This is a genomic window from Tabrizicola fusiformis (assembly GCF_013328815.1).
GTDB lineage: Bacteria > Pseudomonadota > Alphaproteobacteria > Rhodobacterales > Rhodobacteraceae > Fuscibacter.
The window spans coordinates 303860-323290 of sequence record NZ_JABUHN010000003.1; the positions used below are offsets into that span (position 1 = coordinate 303860).

The following is a 19431-nucleotide window of genomic DNA, read 5'->3' on the forward strand; positions in this document are numbered from 1 at the left end:
ATGAGGTCGTGGCAAAGGCATCGCCGCTTTCTGCTGGCGCTGGGGTTTGGCGCGGCGATCTTTGCCGCGATGCAGGCGATGGCGGTCACACAGGCGCTGCGCGCCCTGTTGGCGTTTGACGGCTTTGCGCTGACTTACCTGTTGCTGATGGCGCAGCACGCCCGCACGGCCACGCCCGACGACCTGCGCCGCCATGCCGAAACCGAGGATGAGGGCATCACCCTGATCCTGCTTCTGGCCTTGGGCAGTCTGCTGGTCAGCCTCGCCGCAATCTGGCTGGTTCTGGGCGAGGCGGCGCCGCTGTCGCGCCCCTTCGACATGCTGCTGGCGCTGGCCGCCGTGCCCTTGGGCTGGGCCATGGTGCATACGCTGGCCTCGTTCCGCTATGCCCACCTGCATTATGCCCCCGACGAATCCTGCCAGTTGGATTTTCCGGGGCAAGAGCCGCCGAACCTGTGGGATTTTCTCTATTTCGGTTTCACCATCGGGATGACGGCGCAAACCTCGGATGTCGTGGTGGCCACGGCGCGGATGCGGCGGGTGGTGCTGTTGCACGCGGTGGCGGCCTTTTTCTACAACACGGTCATTCTGGCGCTGGCGGTGAATGCCGCTCTCGCGCTGGCAAGATAGGAGCGGATGATGGCGGCAACGGTTCTGATGGCGGCAGGCCCCGGCAATTGGGAGCGTTACAACGCCCCCCTGCGCGCCGCGCTGGCCGAGGCGGGGGTGGCCGCCGATCTGGTGCAGGAGGCGGCGCCGGAAGCGGTGGATTACATCGTCTATGCCCCTTCGGCGCCCTTGCAGAATTTCACGCCCTATAGCCGCTGCAAGGCGGTCCTCAGCCTCTGGGCCGGGGTGGAGCGGATCGTGGGCAACGCCACGCTGACCCAGCCGCTCTGCCGCATGGTCGATCCCGCCCTGACCGAGGGGATGGTGGAATGGGTGACCGGCCACGCGCTGCGCCATCATCTGGGGTTGGACCGCTATATCGTCAATCCGGGCAAGGTCTGGGATCCCGCCTGCCCGCCGCTGGCGCGCGAACGGCAGGTGGCGATGCTGGGCATAGGGGCGCTGGGGGCCGCCGCCGCGCGGGCGTTGCAGGCGCTGAATTTCCGCGTTTGCGGCTGGAGCCGTAGCCCGCGCGAGGTGCAAGGCATCCCCTGCCACCATGGGCAAGATGGGTTGCGGGCGGCGCTGGAGGGGGCCGATATCATCGTGACCCTGCTGCCGAAAACGCCCGAAACCGAGAATTTCCTGAATGCCGAAACCCTTGGCTGGTGCAAGCCGGGGGCTGTGATCCTGAACCCCGGACGCGGCGCGCTGATTGACGATGTGGCGCTCTTGGCGGCGCTGGACGCGGGCCGGATCGGCCATGCCACGCTGGATGTCTTCCGGGTGGAGCCCTTGCCGCAGGATCACCCCTACTGGACCCACCCCCGCGTGACCGTCACCCCCCATATCGCCGCCGACACAAGGCCCGCCACCTCGGCCCGGGTAATTGCCGAGAACATCCGGCGCGGGCAGGCAGGCGAGCCGTTCCTGCATCAGGTGGACCGCGCCCGGGGCTATTGAGCGCGCCCGCTCCACAGGCGCCAAATTCCTTGCAACGGAATTTGCAAGTTTCTTGCAAGAAACTTGGCCGACACCCGGCGTCGCCTTTGGAACAGCCCATGGCCCGGCTTTGTCATCCTCTGGGGCAAAACAAGGGTGGGGCAGATGCGATACGGCACGGGCGTTCTTCTGGTTTTCTGCGCGGGGGTGCTGTGGTCCACCATGGGCCTTTTCGTGCGCAACATCCCCGAGGCCAGCACCACCGCGATCCTGTTCTGGCGCTCGGCTGGGCTTTTGCCGATTCTGGCCAGCTTCATCCTCTGGCGCTCGGGCGGGCGGCTGATCGGGCCGATGCGGGCGGTGGGCCTGGCCGGGGTGATCGGCGGCTTCGGCCTTGTAATGGCCTATACCGGTGCGATCTATGCCCTGCGCGCAACCACGGTTGCCAACGCGGTGTTCCTCTACTCTGCCGCGCCGTTCTTTTCCGCGCTCTTGGGCTGGCTGATGCTGCGCGAACAAATCCGCCCCTCGACCTGGGCGGCGATGCTGCTGGCGGGTGCGGGCATTTTCGTGATGATCGGGGCGGGTTTCGGTGGCGGCGGCATGGCGGGCAATATCGCCGCCCTCCTCTCGGCACTGGGATTTGCCGTCTTCACCGTGGCGCTGCGCTGGGGCCATGTCGGTGACATGATGCCGGCCGTGCTGGTCGGCGGGCTGATGTCGATGATTGCCGCCGCCATTCTGGCCCAGGTCTGGGGCGAAAGCCTTGCCGCCCCGCCGCGCGATATCGCCATGGCGATGCTGATGGGTGTCGTGGCGCTGGCGGGCGGGATGATCCTTTACACGCTGGGCAGCCGGGGCCTGCCCGCCGCCGAAGCGACGCTGATTTCCTCGGTCGAGAATATCCTCGCCCCGCTCTGGGTCTGGGGGTTTCTGGGCGAGACGGCGGGGCCCGCGACCCTGCTGGGCGGCGCGATGGTGCTGGCGGCGGTCATGCTGAACGCGGTCGCGGGGGCGCGGCGGGCCGCGCTGGCCTAGCGATAGCGGCGAAAGAACCGGGTGCGGGCATAGAGGTCTTCCAGCCGCTTCAGCCGCCCCTCGGTCGTCTCCCATGTCAGGCTTTGCACGGCTGAGAGCAGCGTTTCGACCAGCACCATCAGCGAAACGTTGCTGTCCCAGGCCGAGGGCACTTCGACATGGGCGGCCAGCGTGTGGCGGGCATGGGCGGCGGCGGGCGAGACCCAGCGGTCCGTGATCAGCACGATCTCGGCCCCCTGTTCGCGCGACATTTCGGCCATTTGCAGCACCGCATTCTCATACCGCCGGATGTCGAACACCAGCAGCACATCGCCCGGCTTCATGTCCAGAAGTGCGGGCGGCCAGGTGTTGGACATATCCGACATCAGCGTGACCTCGGGGCGGATCACCTTCATCAGGGTGACGAAATAATCGGCAATCGCATGGGTGATCCGCCCGCCAATCGCAAAAATCCGCCGCCGCGGATCGGCCAGAAGTGCCGCCGCCGCATCGAATTCCGCCGGGTCGATCTGGCCCAGCGTCTGTTGCAGATTGGCGATCACCGCATCGGCGAAACGGTTCAGGATATGGGTGTCGGGCACCCCACCGCGCCAGCGGTCATGCTTGGCAAGCGGCGAGACCAGCATGGTTTCGACCTCGGCGCGCAGATGGCGCTGATAGTCGGGATAGCCTTTGAAACCAAGCTTCTGCACCAGCCGCACCACCGTCGGCGTCGAAACCTTGGCCGCCTTGGCCAGCACGGTGATCGAGCCAAGGGCGGCAACCGGGTAATGCGACAGGATATGCGTGGCCAACTGCCGCTCGGCCCGGGTCAGGTCGGGCAGCGCGGTGCGCAACTGATCGTCAAGGGGGGCGGCGGCGGACATGGGAACCAGATTCGCAAGGGATTCTGAAAACTTTGTATCAGGATCGACACAAAAAGAAACAATATTGACAGAACCCTGCGGTCATATGAGCCTGTCCGGGAAAACAGGGAGTGAATCGCCCGCATGACGGCGACACAAACACCAGAAGCGGCAGGTCGCCATCTGCCGGTGATCGAGAATGAGGCGGCGGCGGGCCGGGTCATTCTGGTCTGTGAACATGCCTCGAACGCCATTCCGGCACGCTGGGGCAATCTGGGGCTGCGCGCAGAGGAGCGAGCCGCCCATATCGCCTGGGATCCGGGGGCTTTGGGTCTGGCACGCGGGCTGGCGGCGCGGCTGGATGCCACGCTGATCCATGCCCCGGTCAGCCGGCTGGTCTATGACTGCAACCGCGCGCCCGACATGGCGGGCGCCATGCCTGCCCGCTCGGAAGTGCATGAGGTGCCGGGCAATGCCGCCATCTCTGCCGAAGAACGGCTGGCACGGACCCAGGCGGTCTATCTGCCTTGGGCCAATGGCCTGCACAATCTGATTGCCGGGCGCATTGCCATGGGGCGCCGCCCGGTGGTGATCACCGTGCATTCCTTTACCCCGGTCTATTTCGGCAAGCCCCGCGCGGTGGAATTCGGCATCATCCATGACGCCGATCCTGCTCTGGCGTTGGCCATTCATGCCGGGGCGGTGGCTGCGGGCGGGCTGGATGCCCGGATCAACGCCCCCTATTCGGCAGCCGATGACGTGACCCACACCCTGCGGCTGCACGCCACGCCCTATGGGCTGGCCAATGCCATGCTGGAACTCCGCAATGACCTGATCGCCACGCCCGAGGCCGAGGCGGCCATGGCCGAACGGCTGGCCCCGTTGCTGGCCCGCGCCGTGGCACAGGTGGCGGCCATTGGCGCCGGAGGCTGACCCATGCACCCCGCTCTCTGCCCGCTTGCCATAAGCCGCGCGATGAATATGATCAAATCCATCATCCGCTGCCGCCGCCAACGAGGCTTGCCATGAACCCGCTGACCGCCGCCTGCCGCGCTGGCCTGCCCTGCTGGCCCCGCAAGCCCGAATTCGGCGGGGCCGGCGGGCCCGCAGGAATCACGGACCAATCCCATGACAGAAATGGCCCGGAAAAGGGCCGATAAAAACCAACAGGAAGGCGACGAAGATGCCTGGAAATCTGACTCTGGACGCTCTGAAAGAGGCCGTTTCGCGCGGCGAGATCGACACCGTGCTGGTGGCGGGGATCGACATGTGGGGGCGGCTTGTCGGCAAACGCTTTCACGCGGCGTTCTTTGTGAATGGCGGCTGGGAAGAGACCCATTGCTGCGACTATCTCTTGACCGTCGATCAGGACATGAACACGGTTCAGGGCTATAAATCCTCGTCCTGGCAGACGGGCTATGGCGATTATGTGCTGAAACCCGACATGGCCACGCTGCGGCTGGTGCCGTGGCTTGCGGGAACCGCGCTGGTGCTGGGCGATATTCTGGACCACCACGACCACAGCCCGGTGCCGCATTCGCCGCGCGCCGTGCTGAAAAAGCAGGTCGAACGCGCCCGCGCCATGGGGTTCGAGCCGATGATGGCGACCGAGCTGGAGTTCTATCTGTTTGAAAACAGCTATGAATCCCTCCGCGACCATGGCACCGAAAATCTGAAGCCGATCAGCGCCTATAACGAGGATTACCACATCTTCCAGACCACCAAGGAAGAAGATGTGATGCGCGCCGTGCGCAACGGACTTTACGGCGCGGGCATCCCGGTCGAAAATTCCAAGGGCGAGGCGGATGCCGGGCAAGAGGAAATCAACTACCGCTATTCCGACGCGCTGGACACCGCCGACAACCATGTGATCGTCAAGAACGGCATCAAGGAAATCGCCTGGTCCAAGGGCCGCTCGGTCACCTTCATGGCCAAGTATGACCACCGCAAGGCGGGCTCCTCGAGCCATATCCACCAGAGCCTGTGGAGCAAGGACGGCAAGGCCAGCTTTGCCGACCATGACGACGCCCATGGCATGTCCGAGGTGATGAAGCACTATCTTGCCGGGCAGCTTTACCATGCCCGTGAGATCACCGCCTTCCTCGCCCCCTATGTGAACAGCTACAAGCGCTTCACCGTGGGCATGTTCGCCCCCACCAAGGCGGTCTGGTCGGCCGACAACCGCACGGCGGGCTTCCGCGTCTGTGGGGTGCATACCAAGGCGGTGCGGGTGGAATGCCGCATTCCGGGCAGCGACGTGAACCCCTATATGGCCTGTGCGGCGCTGCTCGCCGCGGGTCTGGACGGGATCGAAAAGAAGATGGCGCTGGAACCGGAACTGCGCGGCGACATGTATGCCGCCTCGGGCATCCGCGAGATTCCCAAGACCCTGCGCGATGCCGCCACGCTGCTGCATGGTTCGGCCATGCTGCGGGCCGCCTTCGGGGACGATGTGGTGGAACATTACCACCACGCCGCCCAATGGGAGATTTCGGAAACCGACCGGGTCGTGACCGATTTCGAACGCCAGCGCGGGCTGGAGCGGGCGTGATCTCTCGTAGGATGGGCAATCTGCCCATCCCGCGGACCATAGATTTCGTAGGATGGGCAATCTGCCCATCCTTGTCATGAGGACAGGACGATGAAACCCATTCAACTGATTTCCCCCGTGGACGGCTCGGTCTATGCCGAGCGCGTGCCGCTGACCCCGGATGCCGCCAAGGCCGCCGTCGCCCGCGCCCGCGCCGCGCAAAAGGGCTGGGCCGCCCGCCCGCTGGAAGAGCGGATTGCGCTGGTCAAGGCCGGTGTCGCCAAACTGAACGAGATGGCGCCCGTGATCGTCGAGGAGCTGGCCTGGCAAATGGGCCGCCCCACCCGGTTCGGCGGCGAATTCGGCGGCGTGAATGCCCGCACCGAATACATGTCGCAGATTGCCGCCGAAACGCTGGCCCCCAAGGTCGTCGAAGACAGCGACAAATTCCGCCGCTACCTCGCGCGTGAGGCGCTGGGGGTGGTCTTCATCGTGGCGCCCTGGAACTATCCCTATCTGACCACGATCAACACGCTGGTTCCGGCGCTAATCGCGGGCAATACCGTGGTGCTGAAACATGCCAGCCAAACCCTGTTGGTGGGCGAGCGTCTGGCAGAGGCGTTCCATGCGGCGGGCGTTCCCGCCGATGTGTTCCAGAATGTCGTCCTTGATCACGCCACGACCGAGGCGCTGATTGGCGCCCGTGCCTTCAACTTCGTCAACTTCACCGGCTCGGTCGGGGGCGGCGCGGCGATAGAGCGGGCGGCGGCGGGCACCTTTACGCCCCCCGGGCTGGAACTCGGCGGCAAAGACCCCGGCTATGTCCGCGCCGATGCCGATCTGGATGCGGCGGTTGATACGCTGATGGATGGCGCGATGTTCAACGCCGGGCAATGCTGCTGCGGGATCGAGCGGATCTATGTCCACGAAAGCCTTTATGACGCCTTCGTCGAAAAGGCCGTGGCTTGGGTCAAGGCGCTGAAGCTGGGCAATCCGTTCGACAAGGAAAGCACCCTTGGCCCGATGGCCAACAAGCGCTTTGCGAAGGTGGTGCGCGACCAGATCGCCGAAGCGGTGGCAGCGGGCGCCAAACCGCTGATCGACCCGGCGCATTTCCCTGCCGATGACGGTGGCGCCTATCTTGCGCCGCAGGTGCTGGTGAACGTTGACCATTCCATGCGGGTGATGATGGAGGAATCCTTCGGCCCGGTCGTCGGCATCATGAAGGTAAAGGACGATGCCGAGGCCATCCGTCTGATGAACGACTCGCCTTACGGCCTGACCGCCAGCATCTGGACCCGCGATTACGACACCGCCGCGGCCATCGGCGCGCAGATCGAGACCGGGACCATCTTCATGAACCGCGCCGATTACCTTGACCCGGCGCTCTGCTGGACCGGCTGCAAGGACACCGGGCGCGGCGGATCGTTGTCTTATCTGGGGTTCCTCTCGGTGACCCGTCCGAAATCCTATCATCTCAAGAAGGTCTGACACCATGACCCACAACGTTCCCAACCGGAACTGGTCCTATCCCACCGCGATCAAGTTCGGCGTCGGCCGGATTGCCGAACTGGCCGAACATTGCGCGGCGGCGGGCGTGAAAAAGCCGCTGTTCGTGACCGACAAGGCGCTGGCCAGCCTGCCGATCACCGCTGCGGCGGTGGCCGTTCTGGAAAAGGCGGGCCTAGGGACCGCCGTTTTCTCGGAAGTCGATCCGAACCCGAATGAAAAGAACATGGCTGACGGCATCGCTGTCTATCTGGCCGGTGGCCATGACGGCGTGATCTGCTTTGGCGGCGGCTCGGCCCTCGACCTTGGCAAGATGATCGCGCTGATGGCGCATCAGCGCGCCGACCTTTCGGTCTGGGATCTGGAGGATATCGACGATTGGTATACCCGCGCCGATGCCTCGAAGATCGCGCCGATCATCGCGGTGCCGACCACGGCGGGAACGGGCAGCGAAGTGGGCCGGGCGGGCGTGCTGACCAATTCGGCCACCCACAAGAAGAAGATCATCTTCCATCCCAAGCTTTTGCCCGTCGTCACAATCTGCGACCCGGCGCTGACCGTGGGGATGCCGAAATTCATCACCGCAGGCACGGGCATGGACGCGCTGGCCCATTGCCTTGAAGCCTACTCCAGCCCGTTCTATCACCCGATGAGCCAGGGGATTGCGCTGGAAGGGATGCGGCTGGTGTTTGAAAACCTGCCCAAGGTCTATAACAACCCGAACGATCTGGACGCCCGCGCGCATATGATGTCGGCCGCTGCCATGGGCGCCGTGGCCTTCCAGAAAGGGCTTGGCGCGATCCACAGCCTGTCGCACCCGATCGGCGCGGTTTACGGCACCCATCACGGCACCACCAATGCCGTTGTCATGCCGATGGTGCTGGATATGAACCGGCCCGCCATCGAAGAGCGGATCGTGGCGGCGGCGGCCTATCTGGGCATCGCGGGGGGTTTTGACGGCTTCCGGGACACGATCGTGGAACTGCGCCGGGTGCTGAACATTCCCGAGACGCTGACCGCACTGGGTGTGACGAACCCCGATCTCGACATGCTGACCGAAATGGCGCTGGAAGACCCGTCCTGCGGCGGCAATCCGGTGGAAATGACGCATGAGAACACCCGTGCGCTTTTCGTGGCCTGCATGTAAAAGCCCGTGGGCGGCGCCTGCCGCCGCTCACCCCTCAGGAAGCCCCCAATGACCCGCCACCTTACGACCGATATCGCAATTCTCGGGGCGGGGGTTGTGGGCCTTGCCATAGCCGAGCGCCTGCTGGCCGAGGGGCGCGAGGTGGTTCTGGTCGATCCCGGCCCGCCCGGCATGGGCGCCTCTTACGGCAATGCGGGCACCATTGCCGATTACGCGGTGATGCCGGTCGGCACGCCCTCGGTGCTGCGCAATCTGCCTTCGCTGCTGTTTGACCGGATGTCGCCATTGGCGATCCGCCGGGCGGCGCTGCCCTCGCTCACGCCATGGCTGTTGCGCTTTGCCCGGCAATCGCTGCCGGGGCCAGCGGCGCGCAATGCCGCCGCCATCGCGCGGCTGGTGGCCGATGCCTGCCCTTCGTGGCAGGGGCTGGCCGGGCGGATCGGCGGCAGCGGCATCCTGCAGAACCGCGGTTGCCTCTATCTTTATGAAACCAAAGCCGCCTTTCGCGCGGCCGAGGCAGATATGGCCGGGCGCCGGGCGCTGGGCATCGCGGTCGAGCTGATCTCGCCAGAGACGCTGGCGCAGATGGAACCGGGCCTGCCCCCCGTCGAAGGCGGGGCCGCCTTCTTTCCGCAGGCGGTGTTTCTGGCCGATCCGGGGGCGATGGTGCAGCTTCTGGCGCGGAAGGTGCGGGCGCAGGCCGAGGTCGTTGAGGCCCGGGCCGAAACGCTGACCCGCCAGTTTGACGGCATCGTGGTCGAAGGCCCCGGCCTGCGGCTGCATGCGCGGCGGGTGATCATCGCCGCCGGGGCGCATTCGCGCGACCTTGCCCGGCAGGCGGGCGACCGGGTGCCCTTAGACACCGAGCGCGGCTATCATCTGGAATGGGATATGGGCCAGCCGCGACTGACCCGGCCCACCTGCCCCACCACGCGCGGGTTCTATCTGTGCCCGATGTCGGGGCGGCTGCGGGTGGCGGGCACGGTGGAGCTGGGCGGGCTGACCGCCCCGCCCTCCCCCCACCGCATCGCGCGGCTGCTGGAAGGGGCGCGGGCGATCTTCCCCGATCTGGGCGAACCGGACCGCAGATGGATGGGGTTCCGTCCCTCGCTGCCCGACAGCCTGCCGGTGATCGGCCCCTCGCGTGGCGGGGCCGAGGTGATCCACGCCTTCGGCCACGGCCATATCGGGCTGACGCTGGCGCCGATCACGGCGCGGATCGTGGCCGATCTGGTGGGCGGACGGGCGCCGGAACTGGACATCACACCCTATCTTCCGACCCGGTTCTAAGCAAAAAGGCCGCCCCGAAGGGCGGCCTGATCTGCCGTGGCGGGGAAGGGTCAGCCGCCCAGCGCGCCCAGAACCACCGGCTCAACCTGATGCCAGCCTTCCCAGATCATCTTGAGCGCGACATAGACGATGATCAGCAGGCCCACATAGGCGATCCAGCGGTATTTGTTCAAAAGCCGCGCCACAAAGCTTGCCGCCAGACCCATCAGCGCGATCGACAGCACCAGACCCACGATCAGAACGGTCGGATGGCCATGGGCCGCGCCTGCGACGGCCAGCACGTTGTCAAGGCTCATCGACACGTCGGCAATGACGATCTGCGTCGCGGCCTGCGCAAAGGTCTTGGTCGGCCCACCGCCTGCGACGGTGCCGTCGGCGTTCAGATCCTCGCCCGTCAGCGCCTCTTCGGCGCGCTCGGGTTCGCCATGGCCCGCGCGCAGTTCGCGCCACATCTTCCAGCAGACCCAGAGCAACAGCACCCCCCCGGCCAGAAGCAGGCCCACGATGGCCAGAAGCTGCGTCGTCAGCAGGGCAAAGCCGATCCGCATCACCGTTGCCGCGGCAATCCCCACCAGAATCGCCCGGGCACGCTGTTCCTTGGGCAGGCCCGCGGCGGCCAGACCGATCACGATGGCATTGTCGCCCGCCAGCACGAGGTCGATGCCGATTACCTGCAAGAGGGCAATGAAGCCCGGATAGGTGAAGATTTCCATGTCTGTCCCGGAATGTTGGCTTTGCGCGCGCCGTTGCTTTGCGCCGACAGGTAATGTCGGCACGCGCGGGTTTCAACCCGCCCAAGCGGACAGGATCGCATCACGGGCAGCGAAAACAGGTATCAGAGCATACCCGGCACCACCTGATCGGGCGGGCGGTGGCCGTCGGCGAAGGTCTTGATGTTGATGATCACCTTTTCGCCCTGCTCGATCCGGCCCTCGATGGTGGCCGAGCCCATATGCGGCAGCAGCACGACATTGGGCAGGGCGCGCAGTTCCGGGCTGATCTCGGTGCCGTGTTCATAGACATCCAGCCCGGCGCCCGCGATATCGCCCGCCTTCAGACCACGGGTCAGGGCGTTTTCGTCGATCACCTCGCCGCGCGAGGTGTTCACGATCACCGCCGAAGGTTTCAAGAGCTTGAGCCGCCGCGCGTTCAGCAGATGGAAGGTCGAAGGTGTGTGCGGGCAGTTGACGCTGATGATGTCCATGCGGGCGATCATCTGGTCAAGGCTTTCCCAATAGGTCGCCTCAAGCTCGCCCTCCACCTCGGGGCGCAGGCGGCGGCGGTTGTGGTAATGCACCTGACAGCCGAAGGCGCGGGCACGGCGGGCCACGGCCTGCCCGATTCGTCCCATGCCCAGAATGCCCAGACGCCGTCCGCCCAGACGCCCGCCGAGGAAAGCCATGGGCGACCATCCCTCCCACTCACCGGCCTGCATCACGCGCAGCCCTTCGGGAATGCGGCGGGTCACGCCAAGGATCAGCGCCATGGTCATGTCGGCGGTGTCTTCGGTCACCACGCCGGGGGTGTTCGAGACCAGAATCCCGCGCTGGCGGGCAGTGGCCACGTCGATATGATCCACCCCGGCGCCAAAGCTGGCGATCAGCTTCAGCCGATCACCCGCCTGTGCGATCAGGCCCGCGTCGATCTGGTCGGTGATGGTGGGCACCAGCACGTCGCAGCGCCGCATCGCCGCCGCCAGCTCTTCGCGGCTCATCCTTGTGTCGGGGTCGCGCAGTTCCACATCGAACAGTTCCATGAGCCGGGTCTCGACCGGCTCGGGCAAGCGTCGCGTCACGACCACAGTCAGGCGGGTTGCGGGCATCTGGATGTCTCCCTGCACTTCCAAATCCTTGTCTTCGGTGGCAAAGTGCCGACAAGCGGGGCGCTGCACAAGCCCTGCATGAGGCATGAACGGCGATGGGCGCGGAATGTCGCGGTCAGGGGCCACAAGGAGCGGATGATGCAAAGGCCCGGCCCCGTCATTTGGCTTGGCGCCCGGATGCGGCGGGGGGCGCTTGTTCTTGCTGCGGCGCTTTGCCTGAGCCCTGCCGCAGGCGCGCAGGAAACCGCGCCGCCCGCCACCATCACCATCGCGCCGCGCCCGCCGACGGCGCCGGTCAGCAGCCCGCGCCCCCAGCCCCGCCCTGATGATGTGGCGCCCGAAACCGTGCCTGCGCCCGAGGCGACCGCGCCTGAGGCCGCCCCTACTGCGGCCACATCCGCCACCGAACCCGCCAAGCCGGTGCGCGACCCCAATCGTGGTGCCGTCACCAATCTGCCGATCCCGCGCTATGTCAGCCTCAAGGGCAATGTCGGCAATGCCCGGCGTGGCCCCGGCCTGACCCACCGGATCGACTGGGTGTTCACCCATGGCGGAATGCCGTTGCGCATCACCGCCGAGCATGAAAACTGGCGCCGGGTCGAGGATGCCGAGGGCATGGGCGGCTGGGTGCATTATGCGCTGCTCTCGGGGGTGCGCACCGTGCTGGTCACCGCCCCTCTGGCCGATTTCCGCCGCAGCCCCGATCCGGGTGCCGATATCCTGTTTCAGGCCGAAACCGGGGTGATCGGGCGGATTTCGGAATGCGCGCCAGATTGGTGCCGCGTCAGCGTCGAGGGCGAAAAGGGCTGGGTCAGCAAGGCCCAGATCTGGGGCAGCGATCCCGGAGAAATCGTCGAATAAACCTGCGGGAAGTCATGGATTCCGCACTTGACCGAATCCGGCCGCAGGCAAAGTCTTTTCCTGCCGGTGATCCGCCTCTTGCATCGCCGCAGAAACCGGACTTACTATCGAGGAATTACACAACCGTATAACAACAGGTCCGCGATGACCGAACGCCGCCCCTATCGCCGCGAAAGCGAAGAGAGCCGCCGCGAGGCGTTGATTCTCGCCGCGCTTGAGCTTGTGGCCGAGGGCGGGCTTGAAGCGGCGACGGTGCGGTCCATTGCCGACCGGGCCGGGGTGACGCCGGGACTGATCCGGCATTACTTCAGCGGCAAGGAAGACCTGACCCGCGCCGCCTATCGCCACATGATGGAGCAGATGACCGCCGATAACGTGGCGGTGCTGGAGACGGCGCCGGATTGCCCGCTGGCCCGGCTGACGGCCTTTGTCACGGCCTCGCTCACGCCGCCGGTGATGCAGCCCTTGCGGCTGGCGATCTGGGCGGGGTTCCTGCAACTGGTGCGCAGCGATGCGGCGATGCGGGCGGTCCACGAACAGACCTATCTGGGTTACCGCGACATTCTGGAAAACCTGATTGCCGCGCTGCCCCGCCCCGCTTCCGATGCTGCCCGGTGCCGCAGCGATGCCATCGCCTGCAATGCGGTGATTGACGGGCTCTGGATGGAGGGCAGCGCCCTGCCCGACAATTTTGCTTCGGGCGAGTTGGTCGCCATCGGCCTGCACGCCATCGGCGCCATTCTGGGCGTCACCCTTGCCGGGGCGCCACCCGCCCCTGCCGCCCCGCCCCCGACCGGGGCAGGCCCCAACGGAGAATCTGCATGAAATACGCCCCCCTTACCGCCCGGCTGGCTGGCCTTGGCGGCGCGAAATGGGAGGTCCACGCCCGCGCCCGTGCCCTGAAACAGGCCGGCGAAGCGGTGATCGAATTGACCATCGGCGAGCCGGATGTCCCCGCCCCGGCCGAGTTGATCGCGGCGGCAAGCCGCGCGATGGAAGACGGCCGCACCGGCTATTCCAACGGCCATGGCGAGCCGGGCCTCTTGCGGGCGCTGGCCGCGCGCTATTCGGCACGGCGCGGGCGGGTTTTCGGGCCCGAAAACGTGATGACCCTGCCCGGCACCCAGACCACGCTTTACGCGGTGCTGAACACGCTGGTCACCGCGGGCGACGAGGTGCTGCTGGGCGATCCGATGTATGCCACCTATGAGGGGCTTGTCGCCTCGACCGGGGCAACGCTGGTGCGGGTGCCCCTGCATCCCGAACACGGCTTTCGGATGCAGGCGGCGGATGTGGCGGCACGGATCACGCCGCGCAGCCGGGTCTTGTTCCTGAACACGCCGCACAACCCCACCGGCGCCGTGCTGCAACGTGCCGAGATCGAGGCGCTGGGGCAACTGGCCCGCGCGCATGACCTCTGGATCGTCTCGGACGAGGTGTATGAGGATCTGGTGTTCGACGGCACGCGCTTTGTCTCGCCGCTCGATCTGCCGGAACTGGCGGATCGGGTGGTGGTGGCATCCTCGATTTCAAAATCCCATGCCGCGCCGGGGTTCCGTTCGGGCTGGTGCGTTGGCCCGGCGGAATTCTGCGAACGGCTTTTGCCCCTGTCGGAAACCATGCTCTTCGGCTCGCAGCCCTTTATCGCCGACATGACGGCGCAGGCCATACAGGGGCCTTCGACGGTGGCCGAGGGGATGCGCGCCCGCTTTGCCCATCGCGCCGGGCTGATCCATGACCGGCTGCATAGCGTGGCGGGGCTGCGGGTGCATCGCCCCGAAGCGGGCATGTTCGCCCTGCTGGACGTGCGCGCCAGCGGCCTGAGCGGCGAGGCTTTCGCGCTGGCCCTGCTGGATGAGGCGCGGGTGGCGGTGATGCCGGGCGAAAGCTTTGGCGAAGGGCTGGCAGGCTGGCTGCGTCTGAGCCTGACGCAGCCCGATGCGGTGATTGCGCTGGCCTGCGAGCGGATCGCCGGTTTTGCGGCAAAACGGGAGGGCGGGCGATGAAAACGGTTGGCGAGCGTCTGGTCGAGGGGCTGGCAGCGCGCGGGGTCGAGATGATCTTCGGCATTCCCGGCGTGCATACGGTGGAAATGTATCGCGGCCTGTCGGGCAGCCCGGTCCGCCATGTCACGGCGCGGCACGAACAGGGCTGCGCCTTCATGGCCGATGGCTATGCCCGCGCCAGCGGCAAGCCGGGGGTGGCGCTTGTGATCACCGGGCCGGGGCTGACCAATGCGCTGACCGCGATGGGGCAGGCGCGTGAGGATTCGGTGCCGATTCTGGTGATTTCCGGGGTGAACCGGCGGGGCTCGCTGGGGCGCGGGATGGGCTATCTGCATGAATTGCCCGATCAGGCGGCCATGGTGCGCCCGCTTTGCCCCTCGCGCCAGATCGGTTCTGCGGAAGAGGTGGGCGTGGTGCTGGACTGGGCCTTTGCCACCATGGCGACAGGCCGCCCCGGTCCGGTGCATATCGAGGTGCCGACCGATGTGATGCCCCTGCCCTGCGCCGCGCTGCCGCCCCCGGCACCGCTGCCCGCGCGGCCCGTGGCCTCGTCGGCTGAGGTCGCGCAGGCGGCGGCGCTTTTGGACCGGGCGGCGCGCGTGGTGATCCTTGCCGGGGGCGGTGCGCGCGGCCATGGCGCGGCACTGGCGGCGCTGGCAGCACGGCTTGACGCGCCGGTGGTGCAGACGGTGAACGCGCGCGGCATGATGCATGGCCATCCGCTGGCCGTGCCCGCCTCGCCCAGTCTGGACGCCACCCGCGCGATGATCGCCGGGGCGGATCAGGTGCTGGCCTTGGGAACAGAGTTCGGGCCGACCGATTATGACATGTATATGCGCGGCGGTTTTCCCGACACTTCGGCGATGATCCGGGTTGATCTTTGCGCCGATCAGCTTGCCCGCCACCCCGTTGCCCTGCCCGTCCGGGCCGAGGCGGGCGCCTTCATTGCCGCGCTGACCGCTGCGGTTGCCGCCAAGACCGGCGATGGCGCCGCCCGCGCTGCAGCCGCCCGGCAAGCCGCCCGGACCGAGTTGAGCGCGCTGGATATGCTGATGCCGCCCCGGCTGGCGATGGTCGAGGCGGTCCGCGCCGCGGTTCCGGGCGCGCTGATCGTGGGCGACAGCACGCAGCCGGTCTATGCCGCCAACCTTTACTATGACCACGACCGGCCCGGCGGCTGGTTCAACGCCGCCACCGGCTTTGGCGCGCTGGGTTATGGCCCGGGGGCGGCGGTGGGGGCGGCGCTGGCCTGCCCCGGGGTGCCGGTGGTCTGCCTGATCGGCGATGGCGGATTGCAGTTCAGCCCGGGCGAATTGCGCACGGCGGTGGATGAAAGGCTGCCGGTCACCTTCCTTGTCTGGAACAACGCCGCCTTCAACGAAATTGCCGACGCCATGCGCGGCGCCAATACCGAGGTGATCGGCTGCTCCCCCTCGCCGCTGAAGATGGAGCCTTTTGCCGCCGCATGCGACCTGCCCTTCACCTCGGTTCCGCAAGAGCCCGAGGTGCTGCACTGGGCGTTGTCGCAGCCCTGCGACGGCCCCCGTATGATCGAGGTCAGGGTCAGGGAGTAAGGGGGCCTCTTGGCCCCTCCGGCCTTGCTTCAGCGCTGCCGCAGCAGCGCCTGCAGCTTGGCCGGCCCACCCGGCGCCACCAGAAACGACAGGGCAAAACCCGAAGCAAAGGCCGGCAATTCCGCCGCCCAATCCCAGCCGGTGCCGAAGAGAACGCCGAAAATCACCTGAAACGCCAAGAGCGTGCCAATCATCGAAAAGGCGCGCAGCCGCTGCCGCCCGGCGCCGCGCAGCCGGTCCCACAGGATCCATGTGAAGGCGCCGATCAGCCCGTAGATCGGCACCCAGGCCCCCGCGAGCGGTTGTTTCACCATCGGCAGCGCGGTAAAGGCCGCCGCGCCCACCAGCGTTGCCACGACGAAAACCGCCAGAACCGCCCACCAGCGGAACGCCTCGCCCACGAATTTGCCCATCGCCATCAGGATCACGATGCAGAACAGCGCATGGCTGACCGAGGCATGGGTGAAAGGATAGCTGATCAGCCGCCACATCCCGTCCAACGGATATTGGTGCGCCGCGATCATCGCTCGCATCATGTCGGGCGAAAAGGCCAGAACCTGCACCGCCTCGGCCCGCCAGCCGATGGCGGTGGGCCCGCCGACCAGCCCGGACTCGCCCGCGGCCACCACGATTTCCAAGGCCAGCATCGGCAGCACCAGCAGCCAGACCACCGCTGGCAGCGGGTTCAGGGGCGGGGCATTGTGGTCTTGCATGATGGCTCCTTGAAGGGCGGCGGGTTTTGTTGACGCCCGCCCCCGCCAGCGATAAGCCCCTCGGACGCAACTTTCCAGATGGAGTTCCCATGTCCGAGCCGGTCCAAACGCCTCAGACCAAATTCGCGCCCCGCATCTTTTCGGGCATTCAGCCCTCGGGCGGGCTGACCCTTGGCAATTACCTCGGCGCGCTCAAGCGTTTTGTCCAGAAACAGGACGAGGGGATCGAGACGATCTATTGCCTCGTGGACATGCACGCGATCACCGTCTGGCAAGACCCCGAAAAGCTGCGCCAGCAAACGCGCGAGGGGGCTGCCGCCTTCATCGCCGCCGGGATCGACCCCGCCCGCTCGATCCTTTTCAACCAAAGCCAGGTTTCGGCCCATGCCGAGCTTGCGTGGATTTTCAACTGCGTGGCGCGGCTGGGCTGGATGAACCGGATGACCCAGTTCAAGGACAAGGCCGGCAAGAATGCCGAGGCGGCAAGCCTTGGGCTTTACGCCTATCCCGCCCTGATGGCCGCCGACATTATGGCCTATCACGCCACCATGGTTCCGGTGGGCGAGGATCAGAAACAGCATCTTGAGCTGACCCGCGACATTGCCATCAAGTTCAACAACGACTTTGGCGTAGATTTCTTCCCGGTGGTCGAGCCGCTGATCGAAGGCGCTGCGACCCGGGTGATGTCGCTGCGTGACGGCACCAAGAAGATGTCGAAATCCGATCCTTCGGATCAAAGCCGCATCAACCTGACCGACACCGCCGACATGATCGCCGCCAAGATCCGCAAGGCCAAGACCGACCCGGAACCCTTGCCGGAAACGGTTGAGGGGCTGAAGGACCGGCCCGACGCCCGCAATCTGGTGAACATCTATGCGGGCCTGTCGGACCTGACGGTCGATCAGGTGGTGGCCGAGTTCGCGGGCGCCCAGTTCGGCACCTTCAAACCGGCGCTGGCCGATCTGGCGGTGGCCAAGCTCACGCCGATCACCACCGAGATGAACCGGCTGATGCAAGACCCTGCCGAGATCGACCGCATCCTTGGTGCCGGGGCCGAACGCGCCGACACCATCGCGCATCCGATCCTGGAGCAGGTCTATGACATCACCGGCATGATCCGCTCGCGGCGTCGCGGCTGATGTTGCGCCGGCTGATCCGCCGGCTTCTGCTTCTGGTGCTGGCGGGGTCTTTCGCCGGCACCGCCCTGACCGGCGCGCGCATTGCCGCCGATCCCACGCTCACACCGCTGCGCGAGGCGGGGGCAGAATGGGTTCGCGCCGAAACCGACCGGCTGCTGGCCGAGGTGGCGACACCCGAGGCGGTGGCAGAACGGATCACCACAAGGTTGGACGAAAGCCCGCGCAACTGGCTGGCGCTGGATGCGCTGAACGATCTTGCGGCAGAGCGCGCCATTCCCCTGCCCGACCCGTTGCGCACCCGCTTTGCGATGAGCCGCGCCAGCGACCATGGCGCGCTGGCGCAGGCGGCCTCCTGCGCGGCCTGTGCGCTTGATCCGGCGCAATGTTCGCTCTCGCAGGTGATGTTCTGTCAGGCGCCCATCGCACTGACCCCCATCGGCGATATTGCCGGCATCACCCGGGCGGGCATCGCCTATGCTGCGGGTGACGCGGTGGATGGGGTGGACCTTGCCCTGTCGGTGGTGGGGTTGGGCGCAACGGCAGCGGTGGTCGCCTCGGGCGGGTCGTCGGTGGTGGTCAAGGCGGGGGCCGGGCTGGCGAAGCTGGCGCGCAAGATGGGGCGGCTGTCGCCCCGGCTGGTGGCGATGGCCAGCGATGCGGTGCGCACCGGGGTGGATTGGGCCACCCTTCCCGCCGTGCGGTCGGTCGAGGAATTGCGCGCCGTGATCCGCACCGATGCCTTCCTGCCGCTGACCGCCACGCTGACCGATCTTGAGCGGCTGCGCGCCGCCACCGACATCCCCACCGCGCTGCACCTTCTGCCCTTGGTCGATGATGCCGCCGATGCCCGCAAGCTGGCCGTCGCGGCCGAGGCGCTGGGGCCGAAAACCGTGGGCCGGGCCGAAATGCTGGGCAAGGCGCGGCTGATGCGGGCCACGCTGCGGCTGTCGGAAACGGCGATGACGCTGGCCGCCTCGCTCTCGGCGCTGTTTCTGTCGCTGGCGGGGCTGGTCGGGTCGGGCGCCAGCCGCAGGATCAGCCGGGCCTTGCTGCGCAAGGTGCCGCCGCCCGTCGGCTAAAGCGTTTGCATTTGATCCGGTTCACCGGAGCAAAGGCAAGACGCAACATCCCCATCGGGGCGGCCTGCCTTGGTTTCAAGGCGTCACCGAATCGATTCAAACCTCTGCCAGGGTCACGCCGGGGGCCGATGCCCCCGTCTGTCCCCGCTGATGGCCCATGATATTCGGGCCTGCCTCCGGACCTGCCGCCGATCCACCCCGATCCCGGCGGCAGGCCGGGGGCGCTTTTCCCGAACCTGCCGCGCCGCACCCTCACTGTGCGCGGCCGGCCCTGTTCGGCAGCGGCCCGCCATCCCATCTTGGCCCTGTCCCACCGCAGGAGCTGCC

18 protein-coding genes are annotated in these 19431 nt (G+C 66.6%); 14 read left to right on the forward strand and 4 right to left on the reverse strand.

Annotated elements, in window-relative coordinates; genetic code table 11:
• The 3 genes from HS053_RS06255 (at nucleotide 1) to HS053_RS06265 (ending at nucleotide 2589) form a co-directional block, all read left to right on the forward strand.
• On the forward strand, nucleotides 1-630 hold the full coding sequence (locus HS053_RS06255; RefSeq protein WP_174210352.1) for a DUF1345 domain-containing protein: 630 nt from the start codon (nucleotides 1-3) through the stop codon (nucleotides 628-630).
• Between the two features lie 9 nt (nucleotides 631-639).
• Nucleotides 640-1572, forward strand: a complete 933-nt coding sequence (locus HS053_RS06260) for a 2-hydroxyacid dehydrogenase (RefSeq protein ID WP_174210353.1) — start codon at nucleotides 640-642, stop codon at nucleotides 1570-1572.
• 144 nt (nucleotides 1573-1716) lie between these two features.
• Nucleotides 1717-2589: a DMT family transporter gene (locus tag HS053_RS06265; RefSeq protein WP_174210354.1), complete on the forward strand. Its 873-nt coding sequence runs from the start codon at nucleotides 1717-1719 to the stop codon at nucleotides 2587-2589.
• Here HS053_RS06265 and HS053_RS06270 read toward each other — a convergent pair.
• Nucleotides 2586-3455 carry a MurR/RpiR family transcriptional regulator gene (locus tag HS053_RS06270; protein WP_174210355.1) on the reverse strand — a complete coding sequence of 290 codons (870 nt, stop codon included), beginning with the start codon at nucleotides 3453-3455 and terminating at the stop codon, nucleotides 2586-2588. The two genes, HS053_RS06265 and HS053_RS06270, sit on opposite strands and share 4 nt — an antisense overlap.
• Before the next feature lie 123 nt (nucleotides 3456-3578).
• Here HS053_RS06270 and HS053_RS06275 point away from each other — a divergent pair, with 123 nt between their 5' ends.
• The 5 genes from HS053_RS06275 (at nucleotide 3579) to HS053_RS06295 (ending at nucleotide 9910) form a co-directional block, all read left to right on the forward strand.
• A complete protein-coding gene (locus tag HS053_RS06275) occupies nucleotides 3579-4367 on the forward strand; it encodes an N-formylglutamate amidohydrolase (RefSeq protein WP_174210356.1) in 789 nt (262 codons plus the stop codon).
• A 250-nt stretch (nucleotides 4368-4617) separates the two neighbouring features.
• Nucleotides 4618-5985: a glutamine synthetase family protein gene (locus HS053_RS06280; RefSeq protein WP_174210357.1), complete on the forward strand. Its 1368-nt coding sequence runs from the start codon at nucleotides 4618-4620 to the stop codon at nucleotides 5983-5985.
• A 90-nt stretch (nucleotides 5986-6075) separates the two neighbouring features.
• A complete protein-coding gene (locus HS053_RS06285) occupies nucleotides 6076-7455 on the forward strand; it encodes an aldehyde dehydrogenase family protein (RefSeq protein WP_174210358.1) in 1380 nt (459 codons plus the stop codon).
• Nucleotides 7456-7459: 4 nt separating this feature from the next.
• Nucleotides 7460-8620 carry an iron-containing alcohol dehydrogenase gene (locus HS053_RS06290; RefSeq protein WP_174210359.1) on the forward strand — a complete coding sequence of 387 codons (1161 nt, stop codon included), beginning with the start codon at nucleotides 7460-7462 and terminating at the stop codon, nucleotides 8618-8620.
• A gap of 48 nt (nucleotides 8621-8668) precedes the next feature.
• Nucleotides 8669-9910, forward strand: coding sequence for an NAD(P)/FAD-dependent oxidoreductase (locus tag HS053_RS06295; RefSeq protein ID WP_174210360.1), 1242 nt, complete (start codon nucleotides 8669-8671; stop codon nucleotides 9908-9910).
• A 50-nt stretch (nucleotides 9911-9960) separates the two neighbouring features.
• On the opposite strand, the gene HS053_RS06300 is transcribed toward HS053_RS06295, so the two are convergent.
• Both HS053_RS06300 and HS053_RS06305 read right to left on the reverse strand, forming a co-directional pair.
• Nucleotides 9961-10623, reverse strand: a complete 663-nt coding sequence (locus tag HS053_RS06300) for a TerC family protein (protein WP_174210361.1) — start codon at nucleotides 10621-10623, stop codon at nucleotides 9961-9963.
• A gap of 122 nt (nucleotides 10624-10745) precedes the next feature.
• Entirely contained in the window at nucleotides 10746-11732 is a 987-nt protein-coding gene (locus HS053_RS06305; RefSeq protein WP_174210362.1) for a 2-hydroxyacid dehydrogenase, read from the reverse strand.
• Nucleotides 11733-11870: 138 nt separating this feature from the next.
• Here HS053_RS06305 and HS053_RS06310 point away from each other — a divergent pair, with 138 nt between their 5' ends.
• The 4 genes from HS053_RS06310 (at nucleotide 11871) to HS053_RS06325 (ending at nucleotide 16173) form a co-directional block, all read left to right on the forward strand.
• A complete protein-coding gene (locus tag HS053_RS06310; RefSeq protein WP_241699764.1) occupies nucleotides 11871-12593 on the forward strand; it encodes an SH3 domain-containing protein in 723 nt (240 codons plus the stop codon).
• 144 nt (nucleotides 12594-12737) lie between these two features.
• Nucleotides 12738-13418 (forward strand): TetR/AcrR family transcriptional regulator, encoded by a 681-nt coding sequence (locus HS053_RS06315; RefSeq protein ID WP_174210363.1) that lies wholly within the window; start codon nucleotides 12738-12740, stop codon nucleotides 13416-13418.
• Nucleotides 13415-14599, forward strand: coding sequence for a pyridoxal phosphate-dependent aminotransferase (locus tag HS053_RS06320; RefSeq protein ID WP_174210364.1), 1185 nt, complete (start codon nucleotides 13415-13417; stop codon nucleotides 14597-14599). Before HS053_RS06315 ends, HS053_RS06320 begins: the two co-directional genes overlap by 4 nt.
• Nucleotides 14596-16173 carry a 5-guanidino-2-oxopentanoate decarboxylase gene (locus tag HS053_RS06325; protein WP_174210365.1) on the forward strand — a complete coding sequence of 526 codons (1578 nt, stop codon included), beginning with the start codon at nucleotides 14596-14598 and terminating at the stop codon, nucleotides 16171-16173. Before HS053_RS06320 ends, HS053_RS06325 begins: the two co-directional genes overlap by 4 nt.
• Nucleotides 16174-16202: 29 nt before the next feature.
• On the opposite strand, the gene HS053_RS06330 is transcribed toward HS053_RS06325, so the two are convergent.
• A complete protein-coding gene (locus HS053_RS06330) occupies nucleotides 16203-16886 on the reverse strand; it encodes a rhomboid family intramembrane serine protease (RefSeq protein WP_194245507.1) in 684 nt (227 codons plus the stop codon).
• An 89-nt stretch (nucleotides 16887-16975) separates the two neighbouring features.
• On the opposite strand from HS053_RS06330, the gene trpS reads away from it, so the two are divergent.
• Both trpS and HS053_RS06340 read left to right on the forward strand, forming a co-directional pair.
• Complete coding sequence (gene trpS, locus HS053_RS06335) at nucleotides 16976-18025, forward strand: tryptophan--tRNA ligase (protein ID WP_174210366.1); 1050 nt, start codon at nucleotides 16976-16978, stop codon at nucleotides 18023-18025.
• Complete coding sequence (locus tag HS053_RS06340; RefSeq protein ID WP_174210367.1) at nucleotides 18025-19104, forward strand: hypothetical protein; 1080 nt, start codon at nucleotides 18025-18027, stop codon at nucleotides 19102-19104. The genes trpS and HS053_RS06340 overlap by 1 nt, the downstream gene beginning before the upstream one ends.
• The last annotated feature ends 327 nt before the right edge of the window (nucleotides 19105-19431 follow it).

Coding starts and splice junctions, on each gene's coding strand:
- HS053_RS06255 (WP_174210352.1), top strand. CDS start 1: ATGAGGTCGTGGCAAAGGCATCGCCGCTTTCTGCTGGCGCTGGGGTTT.
- HS053_RS06260 (WP_174210353.1), top strand. CDS start 640: ATGGCGGCAACGGTTCTGATGGCGGCAGGCCCCGGCAATTGGGAGCGT.
- HS053_RS06265 (WP_174210354.1), top strand. CDS start 1,717: ATGCGATACGGCACGGGCGTTCTTCTGGTTTTCTGCGCGGGGGTGCTG.
- HS053_RS06270 (WP_174210355.1), bottom strand. CDS start 3,455: ATGTCCGCCGCCGCCCCCCTTGACGATCAGTTGCGCACCGCGCTGCCC.
- HS053_RS06275 (WP_174210356.1), top strand. CDS start 3,579: ATGACGGCGACACAAACACCAGAAGCGGCAGGTCGCCATCTGCCGGTG.
- HS053_RS06280 (WP_174210357.1), top strand. CDS start 4,618: ATGCCTGGAAATCTGACTCTGGACGCTCTGAAAGAGGCCGTTTCGCGC.
- HS053_RS06285 (WP_174210358.1), top strand. CDS start 6,076: ATGAAACCCATTCAACTGATTTCCCCCGTGGACGGCTCGGTCTATGCC.
- HS053_RS06290 (WP_174210359.1), top strand. CDS start 7,460: ATGACCCACAACGTTCCCAACCGGAACTGGTCCTATCCCACCGCGATC.
- HS053_RS06295 (WP_174210360.1), top strand. CDS start 8,669: ATGACCCGCCACCTTACGACCGATATCGCAATTCTCGGGGCGGGGGTT.
- HS053_RS06300 (WP_174210361.1), bottom strand. CDS start 10,623: ATGGAAATCTTCACCTATCCGGGCTTCATTGCCCTCTTGCAGGTAATC.
- HS053_RS06305 (WP_174210362.1), bottom strand. CDS start 11,732: ATGCCCGCAACCCGCCTGACTGTGGTCGTGACGCGACGCTTGCCCGAG.
- HS053_RS06310 (WP_241699764.1), top strand. CDS start 11,871: ATGCAAAGGCCCGGCCCCGTCATTTGGCTTGGCGCCCGGATGCGGCGG.
- HS053_RS06315 (WP_174210363.1), top strand. CDS start 12,738: ATGACCGAACGCCGCCCCTATCGCCGCGAAAGCGAAGAGAGCCGCCGC.
- HS053_RS06320 (WP_174210364.1), top strand. CDS start 13,415: ATGAAATACGCCCCCCTTACCGCCCGGCTGGCTGGCCTTGGCGGCGCG.
- HS053_RS06325 (WP_174210365.1), top strand. CDS start 14,596: ATGAAAACGGTTGGCGAGCGTCTGGTCGAGGGGCTGGCAGCGCGCGGG.
- HS053_RS06330 (WP_194245507.1), bottom strand. CDS start 16,886: ATGCAAGACCACAATGCCCCGCCCCTGAACCCGCTGCCAGCGGTGGTC.
- trpS (WP_174210366.1), top strand. CDS start 16,976: ATGTCCGAGCCGGTCCAAACGCCTCAGACCAAATTCGCGCCCCGCATC.
- HS053_RS06340 (WP_174210367.1), top strand. CDS start 18,025: ATGTTGCGCCGGCTGATCCGCCGGCTTCTGCTTCTGGTGCTGGCGGGG.